Genomic DNA, 25,439 nt, shown 5'->3' on the forward strand with positions numbered 1-25,439 from the left:
AGCTCCTCAGAGCTCGTCGTCGGTCAGCAGCCGCGACCGGACCAGGAACCGCACCCCGAGCGGTGCCTCCAGCGAGAACCCGCTCCCGCGCCCCTTCACCACGTCGATCGTCAGGTGCGTGTGGCTCCAGTACTCGAACTGCGCCGCCGACATCCACACGGGAACGGAGAACGAGTCGGCGTCCGAGTCCACGGCCAGGTCCCCGAGGTGCACGTCCGACGACCCGGTCCGGAACTCCCCTGCCGGGTAGCACATCGGCGCCGACCCGTCGCAGCAGCCGCCGGACTGGTGGAACATCAGCTCGCCGTGCGACGCCCGGAGGCGGCGGAGCAGGTCCGCCGCCTCCGAGGTCAGGTCGACCCGTGCCATCAGAAGAAGCCCTGGGCGTTCTGCGAGTAGCTGACCAGCAGGTTCTTCGTCTGCTGGTAGTGGTCGAGCATCACGCGGTGGTTCTCGCGGCCGATGCCGGACTGCTTGTAACCGCCGAACGCGGCGTGTGCGGGGTAGGAGTGGTAGTTGTTCACCCACACGCGGCCGGCCTGGATGTCGCGGCCCGCGCGGTAGGCGATGGAGCCGTCGCGGGACCAGACGCCGGCGCCGAGGCCGTAGAGGGTGTCGTTGGCGGTCTTCATGGCGTCGTCGTAGTCGGAGAACGACGTCACGGCGACGACCGGGCCGAAGATCTCCTCCTGGAAGACGCGCATCTTGTTGTCGCCCTCGAACACCGTCGGGGTGACGTAGTAGCCGCCGGAGAAGCTCGCCGCCGAGGTCGGCCCGCTCACCGCCGGTCAGGACGCGGGCGCCCTCCTGCTTGCCGATGTCGATGTAGGACAGGATCTTCTCCAGCTGGTCGTTGGAGGCCTGGGCGCCGATCATCGTGTCGGTGTCGAGGGGGTTGCCCTGCTTGATCGCCTTCGTCCGTTCGACGGCGTCGCCGAGGAAGTCCGAGTAGATCGAGTCCTGGATCAGCGCGCGGGACGGGCAGGTGCAGACCTCGCCCTGGTTCAGCGCGAACATCGTGAAGCCCTCGAGGGCCTTGTCGTAGAAGGCGTCGCGGGAGGCCGCCACGTCGGAGAAGAACACGTTGGGCGACTTGCCGCCGAGCTCCAGCGTCACCGGGATGATGTTCTCGCTGGCGTACTGCATGATCAGCCGGCCGGTGGTGGTCTCGCCGGTGAACGCGACCTTCGCGATGCGGCGGGAGGACGCGAGCGGTTTACCGGCCTCGACGCCGAAGCCGTTCACGATGTTGAGGACACCGGGTGGCAGCAGGTCGGCGATGAGCTCCATCAGCACGTGGATGGACGCCGGGGTCTGCTCGGCCGGCTTGAGCACCACCGCGTTGCCGGCCGCGAGGGCCGGTGCGAGCTTCCAGGTGGCCATGAGCAGCGGGAAGTTCCACGGGATGATCTGCGCGACCACGCCCAGCGGCTCCTGGAAGTGGTAGGCGACCAGGTCCTCGTCGATCTGCGAGATGCCGCCCTCCTGGGCGCGGATCACGCCCGCGAAGTAGCGGAAGTGGTCCACGGCCAGCGGCAGGTCGGCGGCCAGCGTCTCGCGGACGGGCTTGCCGTTCTCCCACGACTCGGCCACGGCGAGCGCCTCGAGGTTGTCCTCCATGCGGTCCGCGATCTGGTTGAGCACCTGGGCGCGGGCGGAGGGGGAGGTCTTGCCCCACGCGCGGGCGGCGCCGTGGGCGGCGTCCAGCGCGCGTTCGACGTCCTCCGCGGTGCCGCGGGCGATCTCGGTGAAGTCCTCACCGGTCACCGGGGTCGGGTTGGCGAAGTACTCGCCCTTGGCGGGAGGGACGTACTCCCCGCCGATGAAGTGGTCGTACCGGTCGCGGTACGTCACCACGCTGCCGGGCTGGCCCGGGGCCGCGTACTTCGTCATCGTCTCGCCTCCCGCATCGTTGCGAACCGGTGACGACGCTAGGGAGGGCAACGTTTCATCGACGTTGCATCCGAAAGGAGTAGTCCGGACCGCGCGTGCGGCAGTCATCCTGGTGTGATGCAGCCTCGCGAAGTGGCGCGGCCGGTGATCGCCGAGTCGTGGCAGCGGTCCCTCGCGGCCAGCGTCGACCCCGACCGGCACGAGGCGCCGGTGGTGCTCGCACCGGACGAGGTCGCGCACCTGCGCGGGGACCACCCGCTGGCGGCTGCCCTGCCGGTGCTGCGGCACACCCTCGCGATGGACGAGACGATCATGATCGTCACCGACACCACGGGCACGATCCTGTGGTGCGAAGGCGACAACAAGACCCGGCACACCGCGGAGCGCGTCCACCTGACCGAGGGCTCGCGGTGGAGCGAGGACGCCATCGGCACGAACGCGATGGGCACGGCGCTCGCGACCGGCCGCCCGGTGACCGTGCACTCGAACGAGCACCTGGTGCGCCGGTGCCACACGTGGACGTGCGCGGCGAGCCCCATCCGCGACCCGCGCACCGGCACGTTGCTGGGCGTGGTCGACGTGAGCGGCCCGTTGAAGACGATGCACCCGGCCGTCGCGCCGCTGGTCTCCGCCGCCGCCCAGCTCGCGGAACACCACCTGCGGAGCCACCTGCGGCCGCGCAGGCCGGTGCTGGCGCTCACCTTCCTCGGCGGACTGGCCGCGACCCTCGACGGACGCCCGCTGTCGCTCACGCTGCGCAACGCCGAGGTGCTCACGGCACTGGCGCTGCACCCGCGCGGCCTCACCGCGGAACAACTGGCGTTGCAGCTCTACGGCGAGCGCGGCAACCCGACAACGGTCCGCGCCGAGCTGCACCGGTTGCGCGCCCAGCTCGGCACCGCGCTCCTGACCAGGCCCTACCGCCTCAACGTGGAGCTGAGTGGCGATTTCCTGGACGTGCGCGCCGCGTTGCGCGAGGGCCGCTCCGTCGCCGCCTACCCCGGTGAGCTGCTGGCCCGGTCGGACGCGCCGGTCGTGCGGGAGGAACGCGACGACCTGACCGCGGCGTTGCGCCGGCAGGTGATCGACGCCGGTGACGTCGACGCGCTGGTGTCGTTCGCGGACAACGTGGAGGACGCCGAGGTGCTGGAGCGGCTGCACGGGCGGCTGCCGGCCGCCGACCCGCGCCACGCACTGGTCTCCTCACGGCTGCGCCGAGCGTTGGAATAGGCCTTCCCGCCGGGGGAGGACGACAACGTGAAGCAGTGCACCAACTGCATGACCAGGTTGCCGCGCAAGGAAATTGCTGACGTCGCCTGGTGCCTGCTGTGCACGGCCTGCCGTGGACCGGTTTCCGCTGGCTGACCAAGTCGCACGGCACGTGGGGCCGCAACGACGAGACCGGCGAGGTCGCGTTGCTGCGCAAGCGTTCGCGGCCCGACGAGGCGGGGCTGCTGTACCTGGTGCGCTACGGCAGGGTTCTCAAGTTCGGCCGCGGCCAGGCCGACCGGGTGCACGGGCACGTCAAGCACGGCGCCGTGCCCGTGCTGGTGCTGTCCGGCGGCGAGGACGTCACGGACCGCTTCGCTCCCGGCTGAGCGCCGTCAGTCGGTGCCGAAGTCCCGCCCGCGAACCGGGTGCGGCGACGTGTGCACGTACCGGCCGGAGGGCGTGAGCGAGCGCGCCGCCGGGTGCGTCAGGCCGAGCACGGACGCGAACACCTCCCGCGCACCCAGCACGATCCGCTTGAGAGCGGCGGACTTGCGGGCGTGCAACGAGAACGCCTCGATGCGGTCGACCACCCGGACCTGCGGGAGCATGACCACGACGGCGTAGGACGCCGGGTCCGGCAACTGCGGGCAGAGCCGCGCCGGGGTTCCGTTGTCGGACACGAAGTGCGGCAGCGCGGGCTGGGAGCGCTTCGGCTGCGCGGGCAGCGTGAGGGTGGTGTGCGCGGCTCGGCGTTCGGCCAGGGCGGCGCGGTGGGCGCGGACCTGTTCCTTGAACGCGGCGCGCTCGTGGTCGAGGGTGAAGGCACGGCGGTGCCGCTTCAGGGTCCGCAGCTCGGCGAGGTGTCGCGTCACGAGGCCAGTATGCGAAGGCGCGCAACCGTTATTCGCCGGGTGAATCCGGAGGTCCCGTGCCGCAGGCTGGGTACCCCGGCGCCGTGGACAACATCGTCGTGGTGGGGCAGATAGCGCGTGACCTGGTGCTCGTCGTCGACGAGGTGCCCGGTTCCGGTGGCACGAGCCAGGTGCGGCAGCGCCGGGAGATGCTCGGCGGCAAGGGCGCGAACATCGCCGTCGGCCTGGCCCAGCTCGGTGCGGCGGTCGAGCTGGTCGGCGTGGTCGGGGAGGACGGCGTCGGTGAGCGGCTGGTCGCGCGGGCGGCCGCGGACGGCATCGGCACGGCGGGTGTGGTGCGACGGGGCGTGTCGGCGTTGATCGTCGACCTCGTGGCGGACGGGTGGCGGTACCTGGAGGACCTGCGGGAGCCGGTGCGCGAGGACGACCTCCCGCTCGACGTGATCGCCGCGGCGAAAGCCGTCGTCGTCCAGCTCCAGCTACCGCCCGAGGTGGCGCTCAAGGCGGCCCGGTCGGCACGCGGTGTCGTGGTGCTCGACGGTGCGCCGGAGGAGTTCCGCGACGAGCTGCTGGCCTGCGCTGACGTGCTGCGGGCCGATCACCGGGAGGCCGAGCTGCTGACCGGCCGCAAGATCACCTCCACCGACGACGCCCTGGCCGCGGCCCGTTCGGTCGAAGGGCCGGGGCTCGTGGCGTTCGCGGTCAACGGTGAGGGCAACGTGTTCGTCTGGGACGGAGGCGAGCTGGTGCTGCCGTTGGGTGACGCGGAGGTGGTGGACACGACCGGAGGAGGAGACGCGTTCATCGCGGCGTTGACCTATGCGCTCACGAACGGTTCCACGCCGGAAGAGGCCGCACGGCTCGCCGTGAAGGCATCGGGCGACACGGTGACGCGTCCCGGCGGGCGACCGGATCTGGCCGGGTTGTGACCGGTGGGAACGACGCGAGAATTGTCGGTGCGGCACGCTACCGTTGGCGTGGTCCGGTGAGGGGAGGTCTGCCGTGCGGTTCATCGCCGTTGTGCTGTTGTTGCTGCTGAGCGCCGCGCCGGCGCAGGCTGCCAGTGGCACGTACATCCGCATCGGGCACTTCTCGGTGGACCAGGCGCGGGTGGAGGTGAGCCTGGACGGCACGGCACTCGGCGGCTTCGACTACGCCGCGCTCGACGACTACCGGCGGGTCGCCCCCGGCGAGCACCTCGTCGAGTTCCGCACCGCGGACCCGAACGCGCCGGTGCTGCGCTCGGTGCTCGTGCAGGCCGCCGAGGGCAAGGCGTACACGGTGGTCGACCTGGCGAGCACGATGAAGGTCCTGGAGGACGACATCAGCCTGCCGGTCAACGGTCAGGCGCGGCTGCGCGTGATCAACGCCGGTGACGCCGAGATGGACGTCGTGCGGTCGGGCTCCTTCATCCACCGGGGCGTGCAGGCGAACAGCACGACCGGGTACGTCGTGCTCCTGCCCGACGACGACCCCTTGCAGGTGCTGCCGCGCGGCAAGGACTCGACCCAGCTCGACGTGACGACCGAACCCGGCGCGGTCTACTCGCTGCTGGTCAGCGCACGCCGCATCGAGCTGCGGACCGACGCGAGGAGCGCCGAGGTCGTGCCGAGCGGCGGCCAGGAGACCGGCTTCGGCGGCATGGCGGGCGGCTGGGACTGGCTGACCGCGCTCGTCATCGCGCTCGTCGTCGGCCTCGCCATGTACTCGGTGCGCGACCGCCTGTTCCGGTTCGGCTGATGGGCAAGGGCAAGCTGGTGATGGCCGCGGCGATCGTGGTCACGCTCATCTACATCGTCAAGGGCCCCGGCGCGGACCAGGCACCGGAGCCGGTGACGGTGCGCATCCCGGCGATCGGGGTGGAGACGAAGCTGCAGGCCCTCGCGGTCGACGGCGCGGGCGCACTCGAACCGCCGACCCGCGCCGACCAGGCCGGTTGGTACGCGGAGGGCGTCAAACCGGGCGACGCGGGCCCGGCGGTGATCGCGGGCCACGTCGACTCGAAGACCGGCCCTGGCGTGTTCTACCGATTACCGGAGCTGCAACCGGGCGCCGAGGTGCTGGTCGAACGCGAGGACGGCAGCGCGCTGACGTTCGTGGTGAACCGGTCGTACTCCACGCAGAAGGTGGAGTTCCCGACCGCGGGCGTGTACGGCCCGACACCGTTGTCGGAGCTGCGGCTGGTGACGTGCGGCGGCGAGTTCGACCGTGCGGCGGGCAGCTACCGCGACAACGTCATCGTGGAGGCAGTGCTGAAGGCCTGACCAGACCGTTGTGTGCGTGAGAGGTCACGCGCATGTTCGTGTCCGTCTCGGTCTGGTGGGTGTGGTTCATGCCGACCAACGCCGCGTGCGACGTGCCGCCAAGCGTCGGACAGCTACCGCGACGACGTCACCGTGGAGGCGGTGGTGAACGTCTGATCGGCCCACCGGGCGAGCAGCCGGGAGTCGTGGGAGATCGCGAGCACGCCCGCGTCCGTCTCGGCCTGGTAGGCGTGGATCACGCCGACCAGCGCTGCGGTCGTCGAGGCGTCGAGCATCGTGGTCATCTCGTCGCAGATCAGGTACCGGGGCCGCAGGGCGAGCGCGCGGGCGAGGCAGGCGCGTTGCAGCTGGCCGTCGCTCACCTCGTGCGGGCGGCGGTCGAGCAGGTCCTCGGTGAGCATGACGAGGTCGGCGAGCTCGGCGACGCGGCCGGGGTTGTCGCCGAGCGGTTCGGCGATGGCCCTGCGCAGGGTGAAGCGCGGGTCGACGGACAGGCGCGGCTGCTGGAACAGCACACCGATCTTGGTGCGCTGCGGTGCCCGGAACCGGTAGCCCGTGACCGTGTCGCCGTCGATCTCCACGGTGCCCGCGAACGGCTTGTGCAGCAACGCGAGCACCCGCGCCACAGTGGACTTGCCGGACCCGCTCGGGCCGGCGAGCCCGATCGTCCGTCCGGAGGGGATGGTGAGGCTGAAGTCGGTGATCACCGGGTGCCGGTAGCCCGCGGTGATGCCGTGCGCGCTCAGCACGGGCGGTGGCACGCGACGGCGTGCGGGTCGTCGGTCAGCACGGGCCGCTCCTCGCAGATCGCGACGGCCTGCTCGCACCGAGGGGCGAACGCGCAACCGACCGGCAGGTCGGTCAGCAGCGGCGGCAGGCCGGGGATGGGTGTGAAAGCGCGGTCGGGCAGGGCGTTCGCCAGGCCACGGCTGTAGGGGTGACGCGCGTTGTCGAGCACGTCGTGGGCGGGTCCGAGCTCGACGATCCGCCCCGCGTACATCACCGCGATCCGGTCGGCGATCTTGTGCGCCGCCTCCAGGTCGTGGGTGATGAGCAGGACGGCGTGCCCGTCGTCGACCATGCGCCGGAACTCGTCGAGCAACCCGTCGACCAGGTCGCGGTCCAGGCCGGTGGTCGGTTCGTCGGCGATGAGCAGCCACGGGTCGCCGACCAGCGCCAACGCGTTCGCGACGCGCTGCGCCATGCCGCCGGACAGCTCGTGCGGGTAGCGGTCGAGGTGTTCGGGCAGCAGCCCGGCGCGTTCGGCGGCACTGGCAGCGTCACCGCCGAGCGTGCGCGCGGCTTCTTCGAGCTGCGACCGCGCGGTGCGCACCGGTGTGAGGTGGCTGGCCGGGCTTTGCGGGATGAGCCCGATCTGCCGGCCGCGGACCTTCGTGGCCAGCTCGTGGTCCGTGACCTGGAGCAGGTCGAGCTCGCCGAGCCGTGCCGACCCGCGGGTCTGGGCGTTGCCCGGCAGGAACCCGAGCAGCGCGCTGGCCAGCACCGTCTTGCCACACCCGCTCTCCCCGACGAGCGCGACGCACTCGCCGGGCCGGATGGTCAGCGACACGTCGCTGACCGCGTCGACCGTCGCCCCCGGCAACGCGAACCGCACCGACAGCCGTTCGACCTCGAGGTTCACCACGTCAGCTCCGTGCGCCGCTTGGGGTTCAACCGGTCCCGCCACACCCCGCTGACGCCCGACACGGCGAGCGTCGTGACGACGAGCAGCAACCCCGGCGCCAACGACATCCACCACCCGCCGACCAGCAGCGACCGCTGGGCGTCGTTGATCATGTTGCCGATGCTCGCCGCGTGCGGCGGCAGCCCGAGCCCGAGGAACGACAACGCCGTCTCGTGCCACACCGCGTGCGGCACCATGAGCGTGGTCGCGAGCAAGACCTGCGGCGCCACGTTCGGCAACAGGTGCCGCGTCAGCACCTTCGTCCTGCCGGCACCGCCGACGACGGCCGCGTCGATGAACGGCCGCGACTTCAACGACAGCACCTCCGACCGCACGATCCGCGCGGACGTGAGCCAGTGGGTGAGCGCGATCGAGATGATCACCGCGGTCAGGCTCGGCCGCAGGACCGCGACGATCACGATGCCCAGCAACAGGTGCGGCACCGACGCCATCGCGTCGACCAGCCGCATCAACACCCGGTCGACCCACCCGCCGACCGCCCCGGCCAGCGCACCCACCGCAGTGCCGACAACCGCCGAGATGGTCGCCGCGACAATGCCCACCGTCAGCGACATACGCAGCGCATAGATGCACCGCAGTAGCACGTCACGCCCAAGCTCGTCGGTGCCGAACAGGTGCGCCGCCGACGGCGCCTGGTTGGCCACGGCGAGGTCGACGTACTGCTCGTTGAGGTCGACGACCAGCGGAACGACCATGGTCGCCAGCGCGACGACCACCAGCACGGTCGCCGCCGGAACCAGCCGCAGCCGAGGCGACCGCGGCGGTCCGGCAGCGGTGAGCCGCGACCGCGGCGCACTGCGCCAGGCCAGGTCAGCCATGGTCCGCTCCCGTCTCCGCCCGCCGTACGTCACCCGAACGGGTGGTCGTTGTCCTGATCCGCGCCTGGCCGCGTCTGGTTGATGTCCGGAAGTACCCAACTCGTTCGCCCGCGAAGTGAGGAAGCGCGGATGGGGGCGGACCGCTGCCCAGCCACCCCGGCACTGCCAGCCGGGTCGGGACCGGCAGCTGGATCGGGACCGGCAGCCGGATCGGGGCCGCCAGCCGGGTCGAGGGGCAGCCGGCCGCAGTCAGGAGTCCGTCAGCCATCGACCGCCACCCTCGGGTCGGCGAGCGCGTAGAGGACGTCGGCGAGGAGGTTCCCCACCAGCACCACGGCGGTGGCCATCACGGTCAGGGCACCGAGCAACGCGAAGTCCACGTTCAGCGCCGCCTCCACGGTGGCGCGCGCGATGCCCGGCCACGAGAACACCGTCTCCACCAGCAACGCCCCCGTGATCAGCTCGGGCAGCCGCGCCCCGAGCAGCGTCAGGAACGGCAGGAGCGAGGTGCGCAGCGCGTGCCCCGTGACCACCAGCCGGTCGGGCAGCCCGCGGGCCCGCGCGCCGATCACGTGGTCCTGGGTGAAGGACTCGAGGAGGTTCTGCCGCACGAACAGCACGAACCACGGCGCCTGCGAGATCGCCAGCACCGCCACCGGCAGCACCATGTGCACCGCGACCCCGCCGACGGTGACCGGCTCCGCCCCGCTCGTCACGCCGCCGCCGGGCAGCCAGCGCAGCTGCAGCGCGAACACGTACAGCACCGCCAACCCCACCCAGAACACGGGCGCGGCCTCCAGCGCGTAGCAGCCGCCGGTGACCACGCGGTCCAGCCACGTGCCCTGCCGCCACGCCGCGGCCGTGCCCAGCAGCAGTCCGAGCAGCAGCGCCAGGGTGAAGCCGACCGACACGAGCAGCACCGTCCACCCGAGACGGTCGCCGATGACGGCGGACACGGGTTGCTGCAGGGAGAGCGAGTCGCCGAGGTCGCCGGCCACCGCGTGCCGCAGCCAGGCCCAGTACTGGGCCATCACGGGCTGGTCGACGCCCCAGTTCTCGCGCAGTTGAGCGACGCGTTCCGGGGAGGCGCCGATGATGCGGACGCCGAAGTAGCGCTCGACCGGGTCGAACGGCGAGGCCTTGGCGAGCACGAACAGCGCGAAGCTCACCACGAGCAGGACCGGGGCCGCGAAGGCCAGACGGCGCAACGCCATCATGCCGAGGGCGCGCGACCTGGTCCGGGGACGACCCGAGAAGCGAGGACCGGCCGAGGAACGCGGATCGGCCGAAGAACGGGACCGGGCCGAGGACCCAGGGCGTGCGGAAGAGCCGAGCTGGGCGGAGAGCTCAGGGCGGGCCGAGGAATGCCTGGCGGCGGCCGCTTGCGGATGCACTACTGCCGCGGGCGAGTCGGACCCGCCGCCATCCTTCGCAGCGAGCGCGACAGAGTCGTCGGCGGCTTCCCCGACGGCGGCAGAAATCCCGGCCACCTGACCGCCGACGGCAGAAACCCCGGCCGCCTGACCGCCAACAATCCCCTCAGCGCCCTCCGGCCCACCACCCGAAGCCCGAGTCACGACTTCGGCGTCCAGCGTTCAAGGTTCCACCACACCGCGTGCACGAGCCCGTGGTCGTGCGGCTCGACCTGCGTTTCCTGCCCGTTCCACTTGTCCCGCACCACGTACGTGTGCTCCAGGAACACGAGGAACGCCCACCCAGGGTCGGCGACGTAGGCCTGCTGGAAGTCGGAGTAGGCCTGCTTGCGCACGGCCGGGCCGAGCGACCGGCGGGCCGTGTCGAGTGCGGTGTCCACTGTGGAGTTGCGGTAGTGGCTCATGTTCACGTAGCCGGGCTGGCCGGCGTAGCGGGAGTGCAGCAGGGTGTAGGCGGCGGTGTCGGGGTCGTAGGGGTCGCCGCCGCCCCAGATCGAGGCGGCTTCGCGTTGGCGTTGCAGCATGACGTCGAACGTGGTGGCTTCGGCGGGGGCGTCGATGCCGAGTTTGGCGATGTCGGAGGCGGCTGCCAGGGCGAGCTCTTTGCGCAGCACGTCGGGTGCGGGGTACAGGACGGGTAGGCGGGCTGGCTGGCCGTCCTTGGTGCGCTTGCCGTCGGGGCCTTGGCGCCAGCCTGCCTCGTCGAGCAGGCGGGCGGCTTCCGCTGTGTCGAACGGGAAGGTCGCCGACGGGTCGTGCCACGCGGAGAGGTGCGGGGAGACCGGGGTTGCGGCCGGGGTGCCGGAGCCGGCGAGAACGGTGTCGATCATGGCCTGGCGGTTGATGGCCAGGTTCAGGGCGCGGCGGACGCGGGGGTCGGAGGTGAAGGGGAGCTCCGAGGGCAGGCCGATGCCGCGGTAGTCGGCGGACGGGTTGCGCACCACGCGGTAGCCGGAGCGGTCGGTGTAGGAGCGGGCGAGTTTCGGGGGCAGGACGGTGCCGTCGAACTCGCCGGCGGCCATGCGGGTGGCGCGGGCGTTGTCGTCGGGGACGAACACCACGGTCACGGTCTTGATCGCGGGGGCGCCGGCCCAGTGCTGCTCGTTGGCCTTGAGAACCAGGCGGTCGCCCTTGCGCCACTCCGCCACCGCGTACGGGCCGGTGCCGACGGGGGCTGTGTTGAACGGCGCGGTGTTCACGTCGGCGCCGGCGAACTTCGCCGCGGGCACGATGCCCAGGGTCAGCTGCTGGGCGAACGGGGCGTAGGGGTAGGAGAGCGTGAACCGCACGGTCGCCGGGTCGACGGCCACGACGTCGGCGACGGCGTCGAAGCGGGAGGCGATCGTGGAGTTCACCTTCTTGTCCAGCACGGACTTGTACGTGAACACGACGTCCGAGGCGGTCAGCGGGGTGCCGTCGGAGAACGTGACACCGGTGCGCAGCTCCGCCGTCCACGTGAGGCCGTCGGCCGACGCGGTGGGCAGCTCGGCGGCCAGTGCGGGGACCAGCTTCAGCGCGGCGTCGCGGGCGACCAGGCCGTCGAAGACCTTCGCGGCACCGTCGGGGGCGTAGCCGAGCACCGGGTTCAGGTTCTCCGGTTCGCTGCCGGCGCCGATCACGATGGACGTCGCCGAGCCGGTCACCGCGCCGTCCGGTGACGTGCACGCCGTCGCCGCCAGTGCGGCGGTCAGCAGTGCGAGGACCGTTCGGCGCATGCAGTTCCTCCCGGGGTGTCCGTGTTGCCGGGTGCAGCTAACAGCAATGAAGTTGCAACAGGCAATAGTTGGCAACACCACACCAAGATCGACGGGGAGGACGCTTGCACGCCGGAGAAGGGCGGACGCGCTAGGTTCGGAGCAGTTGGGGGGAGAGGTCGTGCTCAAGATCGCAGTCCGGGTGTTCGCCGTCGTCGCGGTGATCAGCGGTGTGCTGCTGGCCGTGACGGCACTGGTGCCGGGTGCGGGGACGGCGCTCGTCAACGCCGGCCTGCTGGGGGTGCTGGCCGGTCCGGTGGCGCTCGGGACCTACGCGGGCGGCCTGCTGCCCAGACCCGCCGGGGTGCGGGTCCTCACCGGGATCGGCGTGGCGTTCATCGCGTTCAGCATCACGAACAACTTCGCGCAGGTGGTGTCGCTGGCGACGGAGCCGGGGTCGTCGCGCGACCACCTCGAACACGGCGTCTTCGCCGTGCTGTGGCTGCTCCTCGGGCTGTTCCTGGTCTGGGACGCGAAGCGGCTCAGTGCGACTCCCTGCTGACCTCCGACCCGCTGGACCCCAGCAGGAAGTCCAGGTCGGCACCGGTGTCGGCGCCGAGCACGTGGTCGACGTAGAGCCGTTCCCAGCCACGCCGGGGAGCCGCGAACGCGGCGGTCATCCGCGGGCTCGGCGTGCGGTCGAGGAAGTCCGGTGCCTCCACGTCGATGCGCCGGTTCGCCACGTCGAGCACGATCACGTCACCGGTGCGCACCAGGCCGAGCGGCCCGCCTGCCGCGGCCTCGGGGGCCACGTGCAGGACGACCGTGCCGTAGGCGGTGCCGCTCATGCGGCCGTCGCAGATCCGCACCATGTCGCGGACGCCCTGCTCCAGCAGCTTTTTGGGCAACGGCATGTTCGACACCTCCGGCATGCCGGGGTAGCCGCGCGGGCCGCAGCCGCGCAGCACCAGCACGGAGCCGGCGTCCACGTCGAGGTCCGGGTCGTCGATGCGGGCGTGGAAGTCCTCGATGCTGTCGAACACCACGGCCCTTCCCCTGTGCCGCAACAGCTCCGGTGACGCGGCCGCCGGTTTCACCAGCGCGCCCTGCGGGGCGAGGTTGCCGCGCAGCACGGCGATGCCGCCCTCGGCGATGATCGGCTGCGCGCGGCTGCGGATCACCTCGGGGTCCCAGATCGGGGCGTCGTCGAGGTGGTCGACGAGCGGCCGGCCGGTCACCGTCAGACCGGCCGGGTCGAGCAGGTCGCGGACCTCGCGCAGCACCGCGAGCAGGCCGCCCGCGCGGTGGAAGTCCTCCATCAGGAACCGGCCGGCGGGCTGGAGGTCCACCAGCAGCGGCACGCCGGAGCCGATGCGGTCGAAGTCGTCGAGCACCAGGTCGACGCCGAGCCGGCCTGCGATGGCGAGCAGGTGGACCACGGCGTTGGTCGAGCCGCCGATCGCCGCGAGCGCCACGATCGCGTTGTGGAACGACGCCTTCGACAGGAACGTGCTGGGGCGCCGGTCCTCCGCCACGAGCTGAACGGCGAGGCGGCCGGTGCCGTGGGAGGCCTCCAGCAGCCTGCTGTCCGGTGCCGGGGTGCCCGCCACACCGGGGACGACGGTGCCGAGCGCCTCCGCCACCAGCGCCATGGTCGAGGCGGTGCCCATGGTGTTGCAGTGGCCGCGGCTGCGGATCATCGCCGACTCGGAGCGGAGGAACTGCTCCTGCGACAACGTGCCCGCGCGAACCTCCTCCGACAGCCGCCACACGTCCGTGCCGCACCCCAGCGGCACCCCGCGGAACGTGCCCGTCAGCATCGGGCCACCGGGCACCACCACGGCCGGGATGTCGACGGACGCGGCGGCCATCAGCAGCGCGGGGATCGTCTTGTCGCAGCCGCCGAGCAGCACCACGCCGTCGACCGGGTTGGCGCGCAGCATCTCCTCGGCCGCCATCGCGGCCATGTTGCGCCACAGCATCGCGGTGGGGCGGACGTTGGTCTCGCCGAGCGACACCACCGGCAGGTTCAACGGGATGCCACCGGCTTCATACACGCCGTTCGACACCGCGGCGGCGACCTCGCCGAGGTGCGCGTTGCACGGCGTGAGGTCGGAGGCGGTGTTGGCGATGGCGATCTGCGGACGTGAGAACGCGTCGTCGGGGGTGCCGCGGCGCATCCAGGCGCGGTGGATGTAGGCGTTGCGGTCCTGCCCTGCGTACCAGTGCGCGCTGCGGAGGGTCACCCTCCTGTCGTACGGGGCGCAGGCGGTGGCGCGCAAGCCCTGGCGTTCGCGCGGTTGCCTTGCCGCAGAACGGGGTACTCGGCCCCTGCGTCAAGCAGTCGGCGCTGTTGCCCCGTTGGTACGAGAGGCGGTGACGGCATGATGACGCCGGCGTTGGACTACGCGCTCCGCGTCACGCGGGAAGCTCGGCCTCAGCGGAGAGTCCTCCTGTGTGGACAGCGAGAAGCCGTTGAGGCTCTACATCGCGGTGGAGGGGCGGCTGCCCGGCCACCCCGACCACGAGGTGGCGCTGCTGTGGACCGAGTGCCACGGCTGGGCCATCGCGGTCGAGAGACCCGACACGGCCGAGGTGACCGTCGTCGAGCACCTCGGGGGAGCGGTGGAGCCGCCACCGCGCACGGTGGCCAGGTGGGTGCGGCGCATGCTCGCCCGCGCCGACCGGCAGACGGCGGCCACCGAGACGCACACCCACCCCGGACAGGTCGCCTGACCTGCACCGAGACTGGCCTGCAACGACGAACTCGCCCCAGGGCTCCGTCAAGAGCTCTGGGGCGAGTCGCGTGTCGGGGTCAGCTCACCGCGACGGGTTCCTGCGCCTTCTTCGCGGCCGGCAAGTCGTCGAGCGCGGTGCCCTCGACGTCGAGCTCCGGCAGCCAGCGCAGCCACTTCGGCAGCCACCAGGCCCGCTCGCCGAGCAGGGCCAGCGCGGCGGGCACCAGCACCATGCGGACCACGAACGCGTCCACGAAGATGCCGACCGCCAGCGCGAAGGCGATGGACTTCACGGTGGGCTCGCCGGCGGGCACGAAGCCCGCGAACACCGAGAACATGATCAGCGCGGCGGCCACGACGACCGGTGCGGCCTGGCGGAAGCCGGTGGTGATGGCCTCGATCGGCTTCGCACCGCGGTGGTGCGCCTCGTGCATCCGCGACACCAGGAAGATCTGGTAGTCCATGGCGAGCCCGAACAGGATGCCGATCACCAGGATCGGCGTGAGGCTGATCAACGGGCCGGTGCCGTCGAGGTTGACCGCGCCGGACAGCCAGCCCCACTGGAACACCGCCACCGTGGCGCCGAGGGAGGCGCCGATGGTCAGCAGGAAGCCGAGCACACCCACCAGCGGCACGAGCAGCGAGCGGAACACCAGCACGAGCAGCACCAGCGCGAGGCCCACGACGACGGCCAGGTAGATCGGCAGCGCGCGGTCCAGCGAGGTGGCCACGTCGACGCTCACGGCGGTGGCACCGGTGACGTAGGCCTTGCCGCCGTCCAGGTCGGACAGCTCGGTGCGCAGGTCGGCGACGAGCTGCTCGGTCTCCGCGGTGTCCGGGCCGGACTTCGGGATGACGGTGACCATGGCGGACCCGCCGTCGGCGCTGGGCTGGGCCGGCGTCACCAGTGCGACGTCGGACAGCTTCGAGAGCGGCTCGGCGGCCTTGGTCGCGGTCGCGGCGGCGTTGTCGCCCTCGACGAGCACGATGATCGGGCCGTTGAAGCCCTCGCCGAACCCGCGGGCCAGCAGCTGGTCAGCGCGTTCCTGGGTGGAACCGGCCGGCGGCCGCTGGATGAGCGTGGTGTCCATGGACGCGACCGGGATCGAGACGACGCCGAGCGCGACGACCGAGAGCAGCAGCGCGGTGACGCGGCGCTTGGTGACCAGGCCGCCCCAGCCGCGGATGACACCGCGGTCCTTCGGCTCGACCGGCTCGGCCTCGGACGCGGAGCGCTCCTTGCGGGTCAGCACGCGGCGGCCGAGCATGCTCAGCACCGCGGGCACCAGCGTGATGGCGATCAGCACGGCGACGACGATCGTGGCGGCGGCCGCGACACCCATCTGCGTGAGGAACGGGATGCCCGCGATCACCAGGCCGACCAGCGCGATCACCACGGTGAGACCGGCGGTGACGACGGCGGACCCGGCGGTGCCGACCGCGGTGGCGACGGCGTGGCCGACGTCGGCACCCCGGCGCAGCTCCTGCCGGTAGCGGTTGATGATGAACAACGCGTAGTCGATGCCGACCGCGAGACCCAGCATCGAGGCGAGGATCGGCGTGGTCGACTGCAGGTCCATGAACCCGGTGGCGATGGTGATGCCGAGCGTGCCGATGCCGACGCCGATGCCCGCGCTGAGCAGGTTCATGCCGGCGGTCACCAGCGAGCCGTAGGTCAGCGCCAGCACGACCAGGGCGAGCACGACACCGATGGCCTCGGTCGGGCCGCCGACGTGCGGCGTCTCCTGCATCGCGGTGCCGCCGACCTCGATCGTGAGGCCCTGCGCCCGCGCCTTGTCGACGGCGCCGAGCAACGCGGTCCGCTGGTCAGCGGTGACCTCGCCGGGCTTCACGTCGTAGGTGACGGTGCTGTAGCCGGTGTCGACGTCCTTGTTGACGCTCGGCCGGGCCGGGTCCAGCGGGTTCGTCGCGGACGTGACGCCGTCGAGCTTGCCCAGGTCTCCGACCAGCTCGGTCACGGCCTGGGCGTGCGCGGGCAGCTTGTCCTGCGCGTGCACGACGACGCGGGCCTGCGCGGTCTCGCCGGTGCCGAACTTCTGCTGGATGCGCTCCAGCGCCGTCGTCGACTCCTGGCCGGGGATGGACATCGCGTTGGACGTCTCACCGCCGAGCGTGAACGCGCCGACACCGGACCCGACCAGCACGAGCAGCCAGATGAGGACGACCGGGAGGCGGTGCCGGTGGGCACCGAGTCCGAGCCGGTAGAGCAGTTTCGCCATGGTGTTCAGGCCTCCCGGTGCCCGAGTGCGTCATAACAGGTAGCGAGGATCAAGGGGCGCCACGTCGTCTTGTCGCCCTCCTGGTTGGCCAGGAGGGTCAGCACGGCCATGGCGCTGAGCGCGCCGACGATCCGGATCGCGCGGGGCAGTTCCTGCTCGGGCTCGATGACGAACATCTCGTTGAGCAGCAGTTCGTCCTGCGCCTGCTGCGGGTCCTCGCCCGGTGCCGTCATCGACCGGAACAGCAGCGCGACCATGCCCGGCCGGTCGAGCGCGTAGTCGGTGAGCAGCTCCAGCGCGCGCCGTTCACGGCCCGGTCCGGCCGGCAGGTCGCTGACCAGGTCGAGCACGTGCCGGCAGATGACGCGGCTCTGCTCCCACGCGGCCTCGAAGAGGGCTTCCTTGCTGGGGAAGTGGTGCAGCAGCCCCGCCTTGGACAGGCCGGCGGCGTCCGCGAGGGCCTTGAGCGAGGTCTGCTCGAAGCCGTGGCGGGCGAACAACGCCGCAGCGGCGTCGAGGATCGACTCGTCGACTCCGGTCCTGGGCTGGCGTGGCATGAGCCTGACTTTACGGCGTTCACCGACCGATTCGGTAGGTAAACCGACCGATTCGGTCGGTGGCCTTCGTCACCACAACGGGGGAATCATCGAGCGGGTTGAGATGACTGGTGGTCACCTCGTACTGCCGGATGGATGAACCGGGACGGGCTTGATGCCGCTCTGGGGGCAACCACCGACTACGGGACAATGGACCGATGTTCGTCTTCGACGCGGAGCTCTGGCTGTGGGAGGCCCGCCGCCTGGACATCTGGACGTTCGTCACACTGCCCGAGGACGTCTCGGACGAGATCCGCGACCTGGCCACCCCCGGCGCGGGCTTCGGCTCGGTCAAGGTCCGGGCCGGCGTCGGCACCAGCAGCTGGTCGACCTCGGTGTTCCCGGACAAGGCGAGCGGCTGCTACGTCCTGCCGGTCAAGGCCGCCGTCCGGAAGAAGGAACAGGTTGGACCAGGTGACACCATCGAGGTGACGGTGGAGGTCGTGTGAGGGTCCCTACCCGCGCCGCGCGGCTGCCAAACGTTGTTCTTGATCAGTTTCGGGTGAGACACTGGGACACGTGGTCGCGGTCATGAACTGGTTGCGTTCGCCGTGCCCCGCACTCGTCGCCGATGCCGCCGGTGCCGTGCACGGCATGAACGAGGCAGCCAAGAGCATCTTCCCCTCCCAGGTCGCCGAGCTGCAGTGGCAGCACGGCGACTCCGTCAGCGTCTCCGAACGCACCTACGCCGCACACCGGGTGGACAACGAGGACGGCTCGGTCACCTGGTGGCTGCTCGACGAGACCGACCTCAAGCTGGAGCGCGAGCGGACGGCGCTGCTGACGCGGATGTCGAGCGCGTTGATGACCTCGCTCAACCCCGAGCGCTGCATGACCGTCGTCGCCGAGCTCGCCGCCACCCACCTCGCGGACGAGGCGCTGGTCATCGCGCCGCAGTCGGACCACGGGCACCCCGTCACGCGCTGCGTGCGCGGCGGGTCGCCCACGCACGAGCTGCAGCACCTCGACGTCGAGCAGGTCATCGGGCTCGGCGAGGCACTGCGCGGGTTCCCGCCGGTGCCGTCGCGCTGGATCGACCCGGCCGCGGCGCCGGACTGGCTGGCCAAGGACGTCGTGTCGATCGTCGTCACGCCGCTGCCCGGTCACGGGGTGCCGGCCGGTGCGCTGATCCTGGTGCGCCGCGACCAGCCGTTCAGCGAGGACGAGGAGGCGTTCGCGCGGCTCTTCGCCTCACGGGCGGGCGTCGCGATGTCGGCGGCCGGCCTGTTCACCCAGCAGGCGGTCATCACCGAACGGCTCACCAGGGACCTGCTGCCGCCGGTGCTGCGCCGCTACGACAGGGTCGAGCTGGCCGGGCGCTATCGGGCGGCCGCGGACACCGAGCGGGTCGGTGGCGACTTCTACGACGTGCACGAGCTGCCGGACGACGAGCTGTTCGTCGTGCTCGGCGACGTGTGCGGCAAGGGCCTCGACTCGGCCGTGCAGACCGGCAAGGTGCGCACGACGCTGCACGCGCTGCTGCAGGTCGTGGACGACCACGACCGGGTGCTGCGCGCGCTCAACCAGGCGCTGCTCACCACCGACCGGTCGCGGTTCATCACCGTGGTCGTCGGCACCGTCCGTCCGGTCGACGACGGCCTGCGCCTCACCCTCACCTCTGGCGGGCACCCGCCGCCGCTGATCGTGCGCGCGAACGGCCTGGTCGAGGCCGCGAAGACGCGCGGCACGCTGGTCGGCATCCTGCCCGAGATCACGACGACCACCGACGAGGTGCTGCTCGGCCCCGGTGACTCCTGCCTGCTCTACACCGACGGCATCATCGAGGCCGTGGGCGGACCGCTCGGCGACGAGGAGTTCGGCGAGGAACGGCTGCGGCGCGCGCTCGCGTCGTGCGGCGGCATGCCCGCCGAGGCGCTGGTCGAACACGTGCACATGCTCGCGGCGAACTGGGTCGGCGCGGGTGCCCACGACGACATCGCGGTGATGTCGGTCACCGCACCCCGGCGGAGGTCCGCGTGACGGCGCTCGACGCGCTCTGGGAGGCCGTCCTGGACGGTGACGAGCACCGGGCGACCGACCTCGTGCTCGAAGCCGCGGACCGGTACGGGCACGAGTTCGTGCTGCTCGACGTGATCGGCGCCGTGCAGCAGCGGGTCGGCCGCGAGTGGGCGGCGAACCGGATCAGCGTCGCGCAGGAGCACGCGATCACCGCCATCAACGAACGCGCGGTCACGGCGCTCACGATCACCCGGCCGCGGCAGCAGCCCACGCACGGGCGCGTGACCGTGGCCTGCGTGGACGGCGAGTGGCACGCGCTGCCCGCCCGGCTGCTGGCCGAGGTGCTGTCGCTGCGCGGGTTCGCCGTCGACTACCTCGGCGCGCAGGTCCCGACCCCGCACCTGATCACCCACCTGCACCGCACCGGCCCGGACGTGCTGGCGCTGTCCAGCTCCATCGCGACCAGGCTGCCCGTCGCGCACGCCACGATGACGGCGTGCCAGGCGGCGGGTGTGCCGGTGATCGTCGGTGGCGCGGCCTTCGGCCGGGACGGCGAGTACGCGCGCCGGTTCGGTGCCAACGCGTGGGCCGCCGACGCCCGGTCCGCCGCGGACATGCTGCTGTCGCAGAAGCTGCCGGTGCCGACCTCGCCGCACCAGCCGATCGACGACCTGCCGCACCTGGCCGACCAGGAGTACACGCTGGTCAAGCGGACCGCGAACGACCTCGTGCGCGCGGTGTTCCGCGGGTTGGAGGAGCGGGTGCCCGCGATGCGCGCCTACAGCTCCGAGCAGCGCCAGCACACCGCCGAGGACCTGGCGCACATCGTGGACTTCCTCGCGACCGCGTTGTACGTCGACGACGACTCGCTGTTCCACGGCTTCATGGCGTGGACCGGTGACGTGCTCAACGCGCGCGGGGTGCCCGTGCGGGTGCTGGAACCGGCCCTGGACCTGCTTTCCGTGCAGTTGCGGGACTTCTCACGAGCGCAGCGGATGCTGGCCGGGGTCGAGCTGGACCAGTCGATGCCGGCGTAGCTCGCCGGCCGCTCGCCGCGGTGGAGGTCCGGCGTCAGGTGCGGCTCAGCGCGCGACCGCTCTCGATCAGTTCGTCGGTGAACGAGTCGAGCGCCCGCGCGAAGTCCCGGTGGTCGGGTTCGTGCCAGTCCCGCAGCTGGTCGAGCAGCCACCGCCGCCACGCCCGCACGAGCTGCGTGAACACCTCGGCGCCCTGGTCGGTGAAGCGGTAGCCGTCGTCGTGGAACGCCAGGTGGCCCGACCGGACCAGTGCCTGCGCGGTCGGGGCGAAGATCCCGCCGGGCACCTGCGTCATCGCGGCGATCTCGTCCAGCGTCGCGACACCGTCGTCGGCGGAGGCCTTGTAGACCCGGCCGAGCAGCCACGCCTGCTCCAGCGGCAGGCCGACGCCCGAACGCCGCAGCACCGCCGCGCCGGGGTCCTCCCGCGACCTCGCCACCACCGCGGACACCAGCTTGCGCAGCTCGTCGTAGGAGTTCGACGGCGGCGCGGCGAAGCTCTCGCCGACACCGCTGTTGCCGGTCGCGGCGGCGCGGGAGGTGTCCCGCAGCGGCACCTCGGGCAGGAACACGGCGACCAGCAGTGCGACCAGGCCGATCGGGGCGGCGATGAGGAACATCGTCTGCACCGTCTCGGCGTACCCGGCGACGATCGGCGCACGGACGACGTCGGGCAGCGCGTGCACGGCCGCGGGGCTCGCGATGGCCCGCGGGTCCACGCCGTCGGGCACGACGACGTTCTCCGGCAGCCGGTTGGCGTAGATCGTGCCGAAGAGGGCGACGCCGAACGAGCTGCCCATCGTGCGCAGGAAGCTGATGCCCGAGGTGGCCACGCCGAGGTCGCTGTAGCCGGTGGTGCTCTGCACGACGATCACCGGCACCTGCATCACCAGGCCGATGCCCGCGCCCAGCACCACCATGAACGCGCCCATCAGCCAGTAGCTGGTGTCCGTGCCGAGGTTGGACATCAGGAACAGGCCGGCCGTCAGCACCGCGGACCCGATGAGCGGGAACAGCCGGTACTTGCCCGTGCGGCTGATGGTGGTGCCGGTGAGCAGCGCCGTGGCCATCAGCCCCGCGATCAGCGGCAGCATCCACAGCCCGGACGCCGTGGCCGACTCACCGCGCACGTACTGCAGGTAGATCGGCAGGTAGGTGATGCCGCCGAGCATCGCGAACCCGACGACGAAGCTCAGGATGCCCGACACCGTGAACACCCGGCTGCGGAACAACCGCATCGGCAGCATCGGTTCCGCGGCCCGCTGCTCCACGAGCACGAACGCCACGAGCAGCACGACCGAACCCGCCGCCATCCCCAGGATCGTCGGCGAGGTCCACGCGTACTCGGTGCCGCCCCAGCTCGTGACCAGCGTCAACCCGGTCGCGGCGAGCGCGATCAGCGCGATGCCCGCGTAGTCGATCTTCGGCCGCGCGTCCGTCCTGATGGCGGGCAGCGCCGCCACGGCGACCACGATGACCGCGACGCCGAGCGGGATGTTGACGTAGAACGCCCACCGCCAGCTCAGGTGGTCCACGAACAGCCCGCCCAGCAGCGGCCCCGCGACCGTGGCGATGCCGAACACCGCACCGGCGAACCCCTGGAACTTGCCGCGCTCCCGGAGCGGAACGACGTCCGCGATGATCGCCGTGGACGTGACCATCAGTCCGCCGGCGCCCAGCCCCTGCACCGCGCGGAACGCGATCAGCATCCCCATCGACTCCGACCAGCCGGCGAAGAACGAGCCGACCAGGAACAGCACGACGCTGATGAGGAACGTCCGCTTGCGCCCGTAGAGGTCGCCGAACTTGCCGATCAGGACCGTCATGATCGTCTCGGCCAGCAGGTAGGACGTCACCACCCACGACAGGTGCGCGCCACCGCCGAGGTCCGCGACCATCGTCGGCAGCGCGGTGGACACGATGGTCTGGTCGAGCGCCGCCAGCAGCATGGCGAGCAGGACGGCGGCGACGACCAGGTTCCGCCTGCGGGTGTCGATCTCGGGCACGGCGCCGATGGTCGCGCAGGTCGGCGCACTCCGCAGCGCGTGCCGCGCACCGCGGCCGGGTTCCACCGGCCGGGCTGTGGGCCGACCCGGCACCCCCTAGGCTCGGTGGTGATCACCGCAGAAGGAGGCCTCCTTGATCTTCATCACCGCCAAGTTCCCGGTCCTGCCCGAGCACGCCGACGCGTGGCCGGAGCTGTCCCGCTCCTTCACCGAGGCGACCAGGGCCGAGCCGGGCTGCCTGTGGTTCGACTGGTCGCGCAGCCTCGACGACCCCACCGAGTACGTGCTCGTGGAGGCGTTCCGCGACGGTGACGCGGGCGCGGCGCACGTGCAGTCCGACCACTTCAAGGCCGCGCAGGCCGAGCTGCCGCAGTACCTCGCGGAGACGCCGCGGATCGTGAGCCAGGTCGTCGAGCAGGACGACTGGTCGCGCCTCGGCGAGATGGAGGTCGCGCCACGCGGGTGAGGCCCGGGGTGCGCCACCGGGGTCCGGAGCGAGGATGGCGGGCGTGGACGCCTTCGTGGAGATGCCCGCCGGGTTCGCTGGCTCGCTCACCGCGAAGGTGCTGGGGGACAACGGCTTCTACTCGGCCGCGAAGTCCGCGTCGCGCGAGGAGCTCTCGCGCGACGCGGACCTCTGGTGCGGCGCTACTTGCCGGTCGAACCGCCGGCGGCCAGCCGCATCAGGTCGGAGTCGAGGTCGATCGACAGCTCGGTACCGCCCGCGCTGCCGAACTCGTGCTGGTAGCTGCCCCACGACTCCTCGCGCACCTGCTTCTCGAAACCGGAGGCCATGAGCGCCACCAGTTCCAGCGCCGCGCGGTCGATGCGCTTGTTCAGCGCGGGGTCCGTCCAGTCCTCGGTGGCCGCGAACAGCGACGTCGGCACGACCACCGTCCGCAGGTAGGCGAAGAGCCCGCGGATCTGGTCGTCGACCACGAGTGCGTGCCGGGCGGTGCCGGCGGTCGCGGCGAGCACGACCGGCTTCGCGATCAGCAGGTCGTTGTCGAGGACCTGGAAGAACGACGTGAACAGGCCGCTCGCGCCCGCCTTGTAGACCGGCGTCGAGGCGACGACCGCGTCGGCGTGCTGCAACGTGGTGATCGCCTGCTGCAGCCCGGGGCCGACGTGGTTCGACACCAGGGCGTTCGCGATCTCCGTGGCGAGCGTGCGCAGCTCGACCACCTGCGTCCGCACGGTCAGCGACCGCTGCCCGGCCAGTGCGGTGACGCGGCCGGCGACGCGGTCGGCGAGCAGCCGGGTGGACGACGGGTCGCTGGTGCCCGCCGACACGACGGCGAGCTGGAAGGTGGTGCCCATTACTCCTCGCTCTGGCTGAGCTTGCCGCAGATCGCGGCGAGTTGGTCGAGTTCTTGCGGCGTGAGGACGCTCAACGCGCGCGTGACGCTGCGCGCGTGCGGGCGGCCGATCGCCTGCTGGGTCTCCCGGCCGGCCGGAGTGAGCGACAGGCGAACACCCCGCCGGTCGCCGGGATCGGGGCAGCGGTCCACCAGCCCGCGGTCGACCAGCCGGTCGACCATGCGGGACAGGGCGGGCTGGCTGAGCAGCACGTGCCGGTTCAGCTCGCTCATCCGAAGTGGACCGTCGCACTTGGACAGGGTGTAGAGCACGTCGTACTCGCGCATGCTCAGCTCACCCCACACGTCCTCGGCGTTGAACCGCTTCACGAGCACGGCGTAGGAGGTCATCAGCGCCTCCCACGCCTCGTTCGCCCTGGTCACCGCGCTTACCTCACTCGGAGTCCTGGTAGGGCGAGCCACCGGTGACGTTGTCGCCGCGGTTGGCGTTCGGCCGCGGCTGGCGGACCGGTCCGTCGCCGTACTTGGCCTTCAGGCGCACCGCGTGCGTCGGCGGCTTGGCGGTCTCCGGGTCCTGCCGCGCCTCGATCTCCTTGCGCAGCACCGGAACCACCTCCTCGCCCAGCAGGTCGAGCTGGTTCAGCACGGTCTTGAGCGGCAGGCCAGCGTGGTCCATCAGGAACATCTGGCGCTGGTAGTCGCCGAAGTGCTCGCGGAAGGTCAGCGTCTTGTCGATGACCTCCTGCGGGCTGCCGACCGACAGCGGGGTCTGCGCCATGAAGTCCTCCATCCGCGGCCCGTGGCCGTAGACGGGGGCCTCGTTGAAGTACGGGCGGAACTCGTTCAGCGCGTCCTGCGACCGCTTGGCGATGTAGGCCTGCCCGCCGAGACCGACGATGGCCTGCTTCTCCGTTCCGTGGCCGTAGTGCGCGAACCGCTGGCGGTAGAACTTGATGAGCCGCATGTAGTGCTCTTTGGGCCAGAAGATGTTGTTGGCGAAGAAGCCGTCACCGTAGTAGGCGGCCTGCTCCGCGATCTCCGGCGTGCGGATCGACCCGTGCCACACGAACGGCGGCAGGTCGTCCAACGGCCGCGGCGTGGAGGTGAAGCCCTGCAACGGCGTGCGGAACTTGCCCTCCCAGTCCACGACGTCCTCGCGCCACAACCGGTGCAGGAGGTTGTAGTTCTCCAGCGCCAGCGGCAGGCTTTGCCGGATGTCCTGACCGAACCACGGGTAGACCGGCGCGGTGTTGCCGCGGCCCAGCATCAGGTCCATGCGACCCTTCGCCAGGTGCTGCAGCATCGCGTACTCCTCGGCGATGCGCACCGGGTCGTTGGTGGTGATCAGCGTCGTGGCGGTGCTGACGACCAGCTTCCGCGTGGTCGCCGCGATGGCGGCCAGCAGGGTGGTCGGCGCGGACGAGAAGAACGGCGGGTTGTGGTGCTCGCCGATCGCGAAGACGTCGAGCCCGACCTCCTCGGTCTTCTGCGCGATCTGGACGATCGCGTCGATGCGCTCGGCCTCGCTGGGGGTCTCGCCGCTCACCGGATCCCTGGTGATGTCGCTCACCGAGAACACTCCGAACTGCACGGTCCCCGCCTCCTTCTGTCTGAAGTTCTATGCGTTTGCATCTACCTTAACGCGTAGGGCTCC

The 25,439-nt window shown here is 71.4% G+C and carries 24 protein-coding genes and 2 pseudogenes; 11 read left to right on the plus strand and 15 right to left on the minus strand.

Translation table 11 applies throughout. From position 1 onward, the window contains the following. Nucleotides 1-6: 6 nt before the first annotated feature. Together ACVDFE_RS21940 and exaC are read right to left on the minus strand one after the other, a co-directional pair. Nucleotides 7-369 carry a DUF779 domain-containing protein gene (locus ACVDFE_RS21940; RefSeq protein WP_360401236.1) on the minus strand — a complete coding sequence of 121 codons (363 nt, stop codon included), beginning with the start codon at nt 367-369 and terminating at the stop codon, nt 7-9. Continuing rightward, nucleotides 369-1,893, minus strand: a pseudogene (gene exaC, locus ACVDFE_RS21945) (acetaldehyde dehydrogenase ExaC). Before exaC ends, ACVDFE_RS21940 begins: the two are co-directional and overlap by 1 nt. A 117-nt stretch (nt 1,894-2,010) precedes the next feature. On the opposite strand from exaC, the gene ACVDFE_RS21950 reads away from it, so the two are divergent. Together ACVDFE_RS21950 and ACVDFE_RS21955 are read left to right on the plus strand one after the other, a co-directional pair. Further along, nucleotides 2,011-3,123 (plus strand): GAF domain-containing protein, encoded by a 1,113-nt coding sequence (locus tag ACVDFE_RS21950; protein WP_458431658.1) that lies wholly within the window; start codon nt 2,011-2,013, stop codon nt 3,121-3,123. Nucleotides 3,124-3,212: 89 nt separating this feature from the next. Further along, nucleotides 3,213-3,491 (plus strand): hypothetical protein, encoded by a 279-nt coding sequence (locus ACVDFE_RS21955; protein WP_458431659.1) that lies wholly within the window; start codon nt 3,213-3,215, stop codon nt 3,489-3,491. 6 nt (nt 3,492-3,497) lie between these two features. Here the strand turns inward: ACVDFE_RS21955 and ACVDFE_RS21960 are convergent, their stop codons facing one another. After that, a complete protein-coding gene (locus ACVDFE_RS21960) occupies nt 3,498-3,977 on the minus strand; it encodes a hypothetical protein (protein ID WP_360401248.1) in 480 nt (159 codons plus the stop codon). A gap of 56 nt (nt 3,978-4,033) precedes the next feature. On the opposite strand from ACVDFE_RS21960, the gene ACVDFE_RS21965 reads away from it, so the two are divergent. The 3 genes from ACVDFE_RS21965 to ACVDFE_RS21975 all read left to right on the plus strand — a co-directional run bounded on the left by ACVDFE_RS21965 (nt 4,034) and on the right by ACVDFE_RS21975 (nt 6,241). After that, a complete protein-coding gene (locus tag ACVDFE_RS21965; RefSeq protein ID WP_458431660.1) occupies nt 4,034-4,906 on the plus strand; it encodes a PfkB family carbohydrate kinase in 873 nt (290 codons plus the stop codon). Between the two features lie 73 nt (nt 4,907-4,979). Next, entirely contained in the window at nt 4,980-5,717 is a 738-nt protein-coding gene (locus tag ACVDFE_RS21970) for a DUF4397 domain-containing protein (protein WP_458431661.1), read from the plus strand. Next, nucleotides 5,717-6,241, plus strand: a complete 525-nt coding sequence (locus ACVDFE_RS21975; RefSeq protein ID WP_458431662.1) for a class F sortase — start codon at nt 5,717-5,719, stop codon at nt 6,239-6,241. The genes ACVDFE_RS21970 and ACVDFE_RS21975 overlap by 1 nt, the downstream gene beginning before the upstream one ends. 113 nt (nt 6,242-6,354) lie before the next feature. Here the strand turns inward: ACVDFE_RS21975 and ACVDFE_RS21980 are convergent, their stop codons facing one another. The 5 genes from ACVDFE_RS21980 to ACVDFE_RS22000 form a co-directional block, all read right to left on the minus strand. Further along, a complete protein-coding gene (locus ACVDFE_RS21980) occupies nt 6,355-7,002 on the minus strand; it encodes an ABC transporter ATP-binding protein (RefSeq protein WP_458431663.1) in 648 nt (215 codons plus the stop codon). Further along, nucleotides 6,984-7,886, minus strand: coding sequence for an ABC transporter ATP-binding protein (locus ACVDFE_RS21985; protein WP_458431664.1), 903 nt, complete (start codon nt 7,884-7,886; stop codon nt 6,984-6,986). The genes ACVDFE_RS21980 and ACVDFE_RS21985 overlap by 19 nt, the downstream gene beginning before the upstream one ends. Continuing rightward, nucleotides 7,880-8,764, minus strand: coding sequence for an ABC transporter permease (locus tag ACVDFE_RS21990; RefSeq protein ID WP_458431665.1), 885 nt, complete (start codon nt 8,762-8,764; stop codon nt 7,880-7,882). Before ACVDFE_RS21990 ends, ACVDFE_RS21985 begins: the two co-directional genes overlap by 7 nt. A gap of 260 nt (nt 8,765-9,024) precedes the next feature. Next, entirely contained in the window at nt 9,025-9,978 is a 954-nt protein-coding gene (locus ACVDFE_RS21995) for an ABC transporter permease (RefSeq protein ID WP_458431666.1), read from the minus strand. Nucleotides 9,979-10,337: 359 nt separating this feature from the next. Then, entirely contained in the window at nt 10,338-11,912 is a 1,575-nt protein-coding gene (locus ACVDFE_RS22000; protein ID WP_458431667.1) for an ABC transporter substrate-binding protein, read from the minus strand. 160 nt (nt 11,913-12,072) lie between these two features. Between ACVDFE_RS22000 and ACVDFE_RS22005 the strand changes: the two genes are divergently transcribed. Continuing rightward, nucleotides 12,073-12,453: a hypothetical protein gene (locus tag ACVDFE_RS22005; protein WP_360401274.1), complete on the plus strand. Its 381-nt coding sequence runs from the start codon at nt 12,073-12,075 to the stop codon at nt 12,451-12,453. Here the strand turns inward: ACVDFE_RS22005 and ACVDFE_RS22010 are convergent. Then, nucleotides 12,434-14,137, minus strand: a complete 1,704-nt coding sequence (locus ACVDFE_RS22010; RefSeq protein WP_458431668.1) for an IlvD/Edd family dehydratase — start codon at nt 14,135-14,137, stop codon at nt 12,434-12,436. The genes ACVDFE_RS22005 and ACVDFE_RS22010 overlap by 20 nt on opposite strands. Nucleotides 14,138-14,330: 193 nt before the next feature. On the opposite strand from ACVDFE_RS22010, the pseudogene ACVDFE_RS22015 reads away from it, so the two are divergent. Next, a pseudogene (locus ACVDFE_RS22015) lies at nt 14,331-14,627 on the plus strand (DUF6292 family protein); the annotation flags it as partial. Nucleotides 14,628-14,706: 79 nt separating this feature from the next. Here ACVDFE_RS22015 and ACVDFE_RS22020 read toward each other — a convergent pair. Together ACVDFE_RS22020 and ACVDFE_RS22025 are read right to left on the minus strand one after the other, a co-directional pair. Continuing rightward, complete coding sequence (locus tag ACVDFE_RS22020; protein WP_458431669.1) at nt 14,707-16,869, minus strand: MMPL family transporter; 2,163 nt, start codon at nt 16,867-16,869, stop codon at nt 14,707-14,709. Between the two features lie 5 nt (nt 16,870-16,874). Further along, nucleotides 16,875-17,426 (minus strand): TetR/AcrR family transcriptional regulator, encoded by a 552-nt coding sequence (locus ACVDFE_RS22025; RefSeq protein ID WP_458431670.1) that lies wholly within the window; start codon nt 17,424-17,426, stop codon nt 16,875-16,877. Nucleotides 17,427-17,623: 197 nt separating this feature from the next. Here ACVDFE_RS22025 and ACVDFE_RS22030 point away from each other — a divergent pair, with 197 nt between their 5' ends. The 3 genes from ACVDFE_RS22030 (at nt 17,624) to ACVDFE_RS22040 (ending at nt 20,461) form a co-directional block, all read left to right on the plus strand. Continuing rightward, nucleotides 17,624-17,914 (plus strand): DUF1905 domain-containing protein, encoded by a 291-nt coding sequence (locus ACVDFE_RS22030; protein WP_458431671.1) that lies wholly within the window; start codon nt 17,624-17,626, stop codon nt 17,912-17,914. A gap of 82 nt (nt 17,915-17,996) precedes the next feature. Continuing rightward, nucleotides 17,997-19,445 carry a PP2C family protein-serine/threonine phosphatase gene (locus ACVDFE_RS22035; RefSeq protein ID WP_360401292.1) on the plus strand — a complete coding sequence of 483 codons (1,449 nt, stop codon included), beginning with the start codon at nt 17,997-17,999 and terminating at the stop codon, nt 19,443-19,445. Then, nucleotides 19,442-20,461: a cobalamin B12-binding domain-containing protein gene (locus tag ACVDFE_RS22040; RefSeq protein ID WP_458431672.1), complete on the plus strand. Its 1,020-nt coding sequence runs from the start codon at nt 19,442-19,444 to the stop codon at nt 20,459-20,461. Before ACVDFE_RS22035 ends, ACVDFE_RS22040 begins: the two co-directional genes overlap by 4 nt. A 34-nt stretch (nt 20,462-20,495) precedes the next feature. Here ACVDFE_RS22040 and ACVDFE_RS22045 read toward each other — a convergent pair whose 3' ends face one another. Then, nucleotides 20,496-22,466 (minus strand): MDR family MFS transporter, encoded by a 1,971-nt coding sequence (locus tag ACVDFE_RS22045; RefSeq protein WP_458434377.1) that lies wholly within the window; start codon nt 22,464-22,466, stop codon nt 20,496-20,498. 133 nt (nt 22,467-22,599) lie between these two features. On the opposite strand from ACVDFE_RS22045, the gene ACVDFE_RS22050 reads away from it, so the two are divergent. Beyond that, nucleotides 22,600-22,932 carry a putative quinol monooxygenase gene (locus ACVDFE_RS22050; RefSeq protein WP_360401301.1) on the plus strand — a complete coding sequence of 111 codons (333 nt, stop codon included), beginning with the start codon at nt 22,600-22,602 and terminating at the stop codon, nt 22,930-22,932. A 182-nt stretch (nt 22,933-23,114) separates the two neighbouring features. On the opposite strand, the gene ACVDFE_RS22055 is transcribed toward ACVDFE_RS22050, so the two are convergent. The 3 genes from ACVDFE_RS22055 to ACVDFE_RS22065 are packed head-to-tail and all read right to left on the minus strand — an operon-like array spanning nt 23,115 to nt 25,376. Next, nucleotides 23,115-23,786 (minus strand): CE1759 family FMN reductase, encoded by a 672-nt coding sequence (locus ACVDFE_RS22055; RefSeq protein ID WP_458431673.1) that lies wholly within the window; start codon nt 23,784-23,786, stop codon nt 23,115-23,117. After that, entirely contained in the window at nt 23,786-24,208 is a 423-nt protein-coding gene (locus tag ACVDFE_RS22060; protein WP_360401307.1) for a MarR family winged helix-turn-helix transcriptional regulator, read from the minus strand. The genes ACVDFE_RS22055 and ACVDFE_RS22060 overlap by 1 nt, the downstream gene beginning before the upstream one ends. 10 nt (nt 24,209-24,218) lie before the next feature. Further along, nucleotides 24,219-25,376, minus strand: coding sequence for an LLM class flavin-dependent oxidoreductase (locus tag ACVDFE_RS22065; protein WP_360401310.1), 1,158 nt, complete (start codon nt 25,374-25,376; stop codon nt 24,219-24,221). Nucleotides 25,377-25,439 lie beyond the last annotated feature (63 nt).

It is taken from the genome of Lentzea chajnantorensis (genome assembly GCF_054300775.1).

Bases quoted from the DNA above. Each gene is read 5' to 3' on its own strand.
- ACVDFE_RS21940 (WP_360401236.1), bottom strand. From the start codon at position 369: ATGGCACGGGTCGACCTGACCTCGGAGGCGGCGGACCTGCTCCGCCGC.
- ACVDFE_RS22020 (WP_458431669.1), bottom strand. From the start codon at position 16,869: ATGGCGAAACTGCTCTACCGGCTCGGACTCGGTGCCCACCGGCACCGC.
- ACVDFE_RS22035 (WP_360401292.1), top strand. From the start codon at position 17,997: ATGAACTGGTTGCGTTCGCCGTGCCCCGCACTCGTCGCCGATGCCGCC.
- ACVDFE_RS21995 (WP_458431666.1), bottom strand. From the start codon at position 9,978: ATGGCGTTGCGCCGTCTGGCCTTCGCGGCCCCGGTCCTGCTCGTGGTG.
- ACVDFE_RS21950 (WP_458431658.1), top strand. From the start codon at position 2,011: ATGCAGCCTCGCGAAGTGGCGCGGCCGGTGATCGCCGAGTCGTGGCAG.
- ACVDFE_RS21990 (WP_458431665.1), bottom strand. From the start codon at position 8,764: ATGGCTGACCTGGCCTGGCGCAGTGCGCCGCGGTCGCGGCTCACCGCT.
- ACVDFE_RS22000 (WP_458431667.1), bottom strand. From the start codon at position 11,912: ATGCGCCGAACGGTCCTCGCACTGCTGACCGCCGCACTGGCGGCGACG.
- ACVDFE_RS22025 (WP_458431670.1), bottom strand. From the start codon at position 17,426: ATGCCACGCCAGCCCAGGACCGGAGTCGACGAGTCGATCCTCGACGCC.
- ACVDFE_RS22055 (WP_458431673.1), bottom strand. From the start codon at position 23,786: ATGGGCACCACCTTCCAGCTCGCCGTCGTGTCGGCGGGCACCAGCGAC.
- ACVDFE_RS22030 (WP_458431671.1), top strand. From the start codon at position 17,624: ATGTTCGTCTTCGACGCGGAGCTCTGGCTGTGGGAGGCCCGCCGCCTG.
- ACVDFE_RS21975 (WP_458431662.1), top strand. From the start codon at position 5,717: ATGGGCAAGGGCAAGCTGGTGATGGCCGCGGCGATCGTGGTCACGCTC.